Source organism: Verrucomicrobiota bacterium (assembly GCA_039192515.1).
GTDB lineage: Bacteria > Verrucomicrobiota > Verrucomicrobiia > Methylacidiphilales > JBCCWR01 > JBCCWR01.
This window is the reverse complement of record JBCCXA010000070.1, coordinates 1-6,903: the sequence shown is the minus strand read 5'-3', so window position 1 is coordinate 6,903 and position 6,903 is coordinate 1. Positions and strand designations below refer to the sequence as shown.

Annotated in this window: 6 protein-coding genes; 2 read left to right on the top strand and 4 right to left on the bottom strand. The window is 41.4% G+C overall.

Features of this window, described 5'->3' with window-relative positions; translation table 11 throughout:
- Positions 1 to 20 precede the first annotated feature (20 nt).
- Positions 21 to 821, bottom strand: coding sequence for a hypothetical protein (locus tag AAGA18_15625; GenBank protein ID MEM9446771.1), 801 nt, complete (start codon positions 819 to 821; stop codon positions 21 to 23).
- A 365-nt stretch (positions 822 to 1,186) separates the two neighbouring features.
- A complete protein-coding gene (locus AAGA18_15620) occupies positions 1,187 to 2,671 on the bottom strand; it encodes a serine hydrolase (protein MEM9446770.1) in 1,485 nt (494 codons plus the stop codon).
- A 461-nt stretch (positions 2,672 to 3,132) separates the two neighbouring features.
- Here AAGA18_15620 and AAGA18_15615 point away from each other — a divergent pair, with 461 nt between their 5' ends.
- Complete coding sequence (locus AAGA18_15615) at positions 3,133 to 3,606, top strand: transposase (GenBank protein MEM9446769.1); 474 nt, start codon at positions 3,133 to 3,135, stop codon at positions 3,604 to 3,606.
- 781 nt (positions 3,607 to 4,387) lie between these two features.
- Here the strand turns inward: AAGA18_15615 and AAGA18_15610 are convergent.
- A complete protein-coding gene (locus AAGA18_15610) occupies positions 4,388 to 5,233 on the bottom strand; it encodes a CPBP family intramembrane glutamic endopeptidase (GenBank protein MEM9446768.1) in 846 nt (281 codons plus the stop codon).
- Between the two features lie 227 nt (positions 5,234 to 5,460).
- On the opposite strand from AAGA18_15610, the gene AAGA18_15605 reads away from it, so the two are divergent.
- Entirely contained in the window at positions 5,461 to 6,360 is a 900-nt protein-coding gene (locus tag AAGA18_15605) for a helix-turn-helix domain-containing protein (protein ID MEM9446767.1), read from the top strand.
- A 357-nt stretch (positions 6,361 to 6,717) separates the two neighbouring features.
- Here the strand turns inward: AAGA18_15605 and AAGA18_15600 are convergent.
- Positions 6,718 to 6,903 (bottom strand): hypothetical protein (locus AAGA18_15600; GenBank protein ID MEM9446766.1); only part of this gene is annotated, 186 nt, incomplete at its 5' end.

Genomic DNA, 6,903 nt, shown 5'->3' with positions numbered 1-6,903 from the left:
GTGGCACACGGCAAGAACCGTCATTGGTCAACCAACCGCACAGCGTTCAGGAATACGCGGCTTTTCGGCGAAGCTTGAACAAAAGCACGCCGATGGAAGCGACCATGAGGGCGATGCGTCGCAAATAGCTCATTCCTAAAATAGGCCAGTTCATCTTTAGAAAAACCAGAAAGATCTTCTTTACTGAGCTCAAAAATTCGTGCTTTAAGGTATAGCTCATCTCTGTTGTAAATTCGCGGTTCTGCTACATCCACAATAAGTTCAGCATCAAAACCATCGTAAAGAATACTTCTATCCTGCTCTCCATACGGCGACAAATTCACTGAACTGCTTTTCCATTGGCCCTGAAATTCAATTTTTAAGGAAACCACTTCTTTTTCAAGATTAGTTTGGATCACGTCCTTTATGGTGGCTTGGCCTTCAATTCGAATAGAATCGTCATTTACATTGGTTAATGAAGTCTTACTATCAAGCACGGGAACTAAGGACGAAGTCATCTCCTCTCGCACGGAATTGTACCTGTAAACCTCTGATTCGGGCAACGTAACTAAGATATATATGACCTTGTCTCCAGAAAGGCTAATGTCTTCGTGTTTGACATATCGATAGCGATTTAGGCCATCCACCTGAGCTCTAAAATGCTGAAAAAGTGTTTCCTTGATTTCCCTTTCGTATTTGACTAAGGGGTCTGTTTCATTGCTCACTTCCAGAGATTCCTCACTTACCTGAGTGTCTTCAAGTTCGTTCGTATTTTCTGAAGTTTGGCTACAAGAGTAAAGACAAAGGATACTCAGGAGAAAGGTATGCTTTAGAATTCTCATAGTATGATATATTTCTTGTAATATATAAAGAAACAAATTAATCACACATTTGTCATTCACGCAGTCTTCCCTCTCGCTCTTAAGGTTAAAAACATTTAGGCACTAAAGAAAGAGAACATATGAAAAGAGCCACGTAACAATTCCCGCCAAAGGTCGGGCAAGAACTCCTGACGCTAAGGTCAGGACCGGACCAACGCTCAACCAGGGCTAAGTAATCCACTTTCATTATATTTCGGTGGACAGGCATAACCCCGTTATCCGTTTCACTGCAACGGGGCAGGCCCAGGGCACTTGTCCCGAACTTGATTCGGGATTATATAACAAAGCTGTACTGTACGGTTCAAAGGGGTTTGAACATCCAAGCGCTACTTCTTCAATAACTTCTCTAATTTATCGATGGTGAATTGCTGCTTAGGTTTGATCTCTAATGCCTTCTTATACCATGTAATGGCCAAATCGGTTTTATCTAAAGCTACATAGGCATCGCCTACACTGTCGTACCAGCCGGCATATTCAGGCTCCAGCTCAACCAGAAACTGAAAGCATTCCAGGGCTTTTTCTGGATTACCTCGGTCCATCAACAAGTAACCCAGGTCATCAAAGTATTTGGGGTCAGTTAGATATCGCTGAGGCTCTCTGTTCCGTTCTTCGTAGTAAACCTCCTTCACTTTTTCCATACCCTCCTCGAAGATGTAGTCCTTTAACTTGTAATGAACAGGTACCTTCAAGGCAAGCGAATCACCAAACAGGGCATTGGCCATAATGATGCCAGCGGCATTATGCTTGTAGCCATCGATATTCACCATGGCCACCAAGGCGGATTTGGTCTCAGGAAGGAAGGCAAAGGCGGAGCTGTAGCCTAGGTCTTCACCGGTGTGGTAGATCAATCTGGAATCTTTCATACTACCGAGGAACCAACTTAAGCCCACACTTCTTTTATCGTTTATCTGAACCTGAGCGGTAGTCAGGAGATCATAGGAGCTCTCCTGGTAGATTCTTTTTCCATTGATGCTGCCTTTGTTCAGGTTGACTTTTGCCCAAAGCATCATGTCCACTACATTAGAGTGTAAAGTAGAACTACCGGCGTGCCTTCGGTTATAAGGATATACCTCACTGACCACCCTGCTCAGGTCTTCACCTAAAACATGAGGTTGGGTAGCCAGTGCTTCAGGGACATCAGGCTTATAGAAGGTACTGTTCACCATACCCACCGGCTCAAAAATATACTGCTGGGTGTAGTCTTCGAAGGTCATACCTGAAGCTTTGGCAATAACATCGCAGAGGATATCAAAAGCAGCATTGCTATAGGAGAATCTTTTACCTGGCCTGAAGTCTAGCTTCGCTTCTGTAAAGGTTCTGGAATAGCGTTCGGCAGCTCCTTCATCATACTGTGGCTTGTCCCATTCATAATCCTCCACATTAGGGATGCCCGAAGAATGGTTGAGCATATGGGCTAAAGTAATCTTCTTGTAGCGCTTGTCTGCCATGATGAAGTAAGGCAGGTGATCGGTGAGTTTATCTTCCAGCTTGAGTTTGCCCTGCTCCATCAACTGTACTATGGCCGTAGCCACAAAAGGCTTTGACACTGAGGCCATGTGAAACAGCGATTTGGTGGTAAGTGGGGTTTGCGTTACTACACCTTGCACTCCATGCGCACTAGCATAGTAAACCTCTCCGTTTTTTATAATCCCGACCGCTATGCCTGGCGCATCAAAAGACTCTTTTTGCCATTGAACCAGTTCATCAACGGCTTTGAGTTCGGGAGATAGAGGTTCTTTTTGGGCAGTGGCTTCAGTGGTCAGCAGTATGCCCAATAGCATGATCAATGATACTCGATAAGAAATAGACATAACGTTAATTTGCAGAAAGACATCATCGGGAAGGTAATGGTTGCATGGGCAATGATTCTTGGGTCTGTTTGATTTCAAATATACGATTCTCAGCGATTAGGAACCTGCCTACCGACAGGCAGGTTTGCCTTTAAAACACTTGCAGGCCAACCTGCTTTTGCCGAAACGGCTACGTGCAGGCAGGCCCGCTCTGTTGGCTCATAGCACAAGCCACCATGTAAGCTCGTTATCCTATGTTTGAGTCTGACGTGTAGGCCAGAATAATATTTTGTAGTTGCAATTACAGAAGAAAAGAAAGGGAGTAAGATTAATTAAGTCATTGATCTCATAGATCGTGCGAGATGCTAGTCCCCCTTTCTTTCTGTCACCACTTTGAACAGTTCATTAGGCTACGAGCCTGCATCTAGGATTGATAAAGGATAACAGTTTTTCTTCTGCATTAACTCCAAAATAAAATTAACATGAAAGATGCTGACACCAAAGTCGTTTATTGTGGGATTGATGTTTCAAAGACCTCGTTTGATGGCTACTGCCAAGGCCGCAGCTTTAAGTTTAAAAATGAATATCAGGGCTATAGGAAGTTCGTAGATACGATAAAGGATAGAGCTGTCCATTGTGTGATGGAAGCCACTGGGCCTTATTATCTGGGTTTGGCCGTATACCTTTATCAGCAGGGCTCTGAGGTAAGTGTGATTAATCCACTGGTAATAAAGCGATTTAGTCAAATGCGTATGATCCGAGCTAAGACAGATAAGGCTGATGCTAAGCTTATTGCCATGTATGCTGAAAAGGAAGAGCCGAAGTTATGGTCCCCGCTAAATCCAGTATTGCATGAAATAGCTCAGCTTCAGGCTACCATGAATCTGTTAGAGAAACAAGATAGGATGCTTAAAGAATCAACTAGAATCGGTCCTTGTTCAACCCTTTCAAAGTAAGGAAGTGATGGGGATACGCTTAGTTTTTTTATTAAGCGACTAGATGACAAAATCCAGCAACCTGAGCAGGGCTTACTCCAAAAAGCAGAGCAGCATTTTAGTAAGCAGTTGGCTTTAATTACGAGTATTCCTGGTATAGGTATGAAGACGGGAATAACCCTGTTAGTCATCACTAATGGCTTCACTAAGTTTGCCAATAGTAAGCAATTAGCTTCTTATATAGGAATTTGTCCTCGTATCTACCAGTCTGGCTTGAGTGTGATAGGAAAAGGTCATATTACTAAAATGGGCAGCAACCGGCTTCGATCAATGCTATATGTGGCCTCATGGTGAGCCATCCAGTATAACAAGGCGTGTCATGACATGTATCACAGACTCATCCAGAACGGAAAAGCTAAAAAGTTAGTCTTAATAGCTGTGGCCAATAAGCTGGTTAAACAGGCTTTTGCTATAGTGACAAACCAAGAATTTTACGATGAATCAAAATATTATTCTGACTATTCCTTACTAAAAGCTTAATTATTAAAAAACGTTCATAACACAATGACATTATATAACAAATATCAGGAATTCGCGTCCAGGCGCACAGCTGTATAAATCATCAATCAGCGCGTAGTTAATATACAATCAGATATATAACTCAGCGTTGGGTTGTGCGTGGGCAGTTGTATATCGGTAAAGATTTTATGTTAGAGCAAATTCCAGTTTCGCTTTGATGAAGTTTTTAATGAAAACCAACCCAAGTAAATTCACTGAATATATAAGTGCATCTGAAGTGATTTTAAAAGATGTTGTTTAATCCCCAAATATTGGTACCATGGATCAGCACTGATGGGATTATTGATCTGTAGCGTTCGTTGAGGTAGCCCCAAAGCAGACCAATCGGAAGGATGCCTAATGCCCCTATCGTGGCACCATATAAATCTCCATTTGATTTAAAGGCGAATAGGGGAATATGCTGTAGTGCCCAAATAAATGATACGATAAACCAGGCCATCCCCTTATGATGGATAACTCTGCCAAGTCGGGACTGAAACAGCGTTCGGGCTATTTCTTCAGGAATGGCAGCTGTCAAAAACCCTAAAAATATGAATTGTTGAATGGTGAATTCTTGAATCATTCCGTCCGGGAAGCCTAAATAAGCAACACCTCCTATCAACACAATCAGCGGAAGACTGATAAACCAGTATTTGAAGCTCCATATTCCGATGGTAAGAGGCTTGTATTTTTTAATAGCTAAAAAGTATACAAGAAGAAAAACAGGAAAGATGAAAAGCAATCGCAAGATCATTGTTATTGTTTTTGTCATTTGACTTGCATGGGATTGGTCGATAATCAAAAACCAGTAAATAAGAAGTCCTATACCTGCCAGCACCACACCAAAAGTGACAAGAAGCTCCTGCCTGGGGTGTGTAATTTTCCATGGCTTCAAACTTACTTTTCCTGTGAAATAGATGAATTCTGATAAAAGAAAACATGCAGCCATTGTGAGCAAATACAAAATGGTTTTATCCAGTCCGCCTTCTATGCTAGCCATAATGATTAAACCAATTGCCAGAATGACTGACATAGAAAATGCAAGTTTATTTGTGCCTATTAGTTGATATATATGAATTTTGTAGTTCATTTCGAATCAATCTTGATGCAATAATTCGTAGAAATAGTGATGATATCGTTCTGAAAATAAAATCAGAACGAATTTATTTGCACCCCATGATCGACTTCTACTGGTTAAAGAGTTTCACTGAAATAATGCAGCTTTTTCTCTCTGTATTATTCGTAATTTATCTACGAATAAAGTTTGATCGTAACTCACCTGTCATATTTTGGCTTTTACTTTTTTTCTACATTAAGTTGGCGACAGATTTATACGGTATCCTTAACTATACCTCTTGGATAGCTACTATACTGACCCGACCTGTCCTTGATATCTATCGTGCTGCCATAGGAGCATTTGAAATGGGAATGCTCACGAGTTGGGTTTTATTTGTACGGGCTCCCGTTCGCTTGGGGACTCCCTCGAAACGCGATATTTTATTATTCGTCCCTGCCTTTCTTATACTTCCTCTGAACCTGGTGCTAATCTATTATTTTCAATCAAGCTTGGGGATGATTTTTGACATTATCAAAACAGCTTGGCTGGTATTACTGACTTTTACACTTTTTAGGGCGGAAAGAAAGTCATTCAAAGTCGTGATCTTTTCAATGATCTGCTGGAATTTGCTATGGCTAGCAGAAGTGGTTCTTCATGAGCAATTGAGCTTTATTAGCGAGGCAACTTCATGGATGATGTTTGTGATCGCTGAAATGATTCTCACGATAGGATTATCCTATTTTTTAGTTCAGATCATTGCCGTACCCAAAACACTTAAAATTGAAAATCGAAAGAATTTTCTACCGAGTAGCCTTATTAATGCCATATCTTATGAGCTTCACAATGCTTTTACCGTTGAAAAAATTTACACGAACATAGATTTATCAGCCTCTATGGTTGCAGATAGGATTAACATACCAGTAAATGAGTTGTCGGCCTATCTGAATAAGGTAGTAAAGAAGAATTTTAACCAGTATCTAATTGACTTTCGTGTAAACGAAAGTATACTGTTATTGCAAGAGCCATCAGCTATAAATCTAACCATAGAGCAAATCATGTTGGCATCCGGTTTTGCTTCAAAATCAGTCTTTAATACCGCATTCAAAAAGAAGACAGGGTTAACTCCAAGCCAATTTAGGAAGTCTGTGAAAAGATTATAGATAAAACCCACACATTCGCCTTTTGCTAACCCTCTACCCTTACCTAAAGCTGAAAGAGTGCTCGTTCCCACTAAGAGATGATGAGTACGTTCTTAATTAATGTTTGAGGGCTAACTGGCCGTCAGCTCCTAAACTATTAATCCCGCCCCTCGAACCGACACTAAGTAAGTAACACCTGCCTGCAGGAGCCGAACTCCTTTCAGCAAAGGCAGGTAACGCAGGGACGTTATGATAATTAACCCTGCCTATTTGCCGCCAATTACGTGCATAGCAACTGACGCAAATTCTCCACCGCAGCGGCGGGTGGTCAGCAAAACTGGACTGTGACGTGCTTATTAAGCGCCTAATTCAGACAAATTACTCCCCTTTCAAACTCTCAGTTACCTTCATATTGGCTGATCTGGCTGTCTGAGAGATAATGGTGAGCCATGCCAAAGCCAATATTAAAGCACCGGCTAAGATGAAATAAATTGGTTCCAAACCTATTCTGTATGAAAAGCTCTCAAACCAACTTTTCATTAAGTAATATCCGATGGGGAGTGC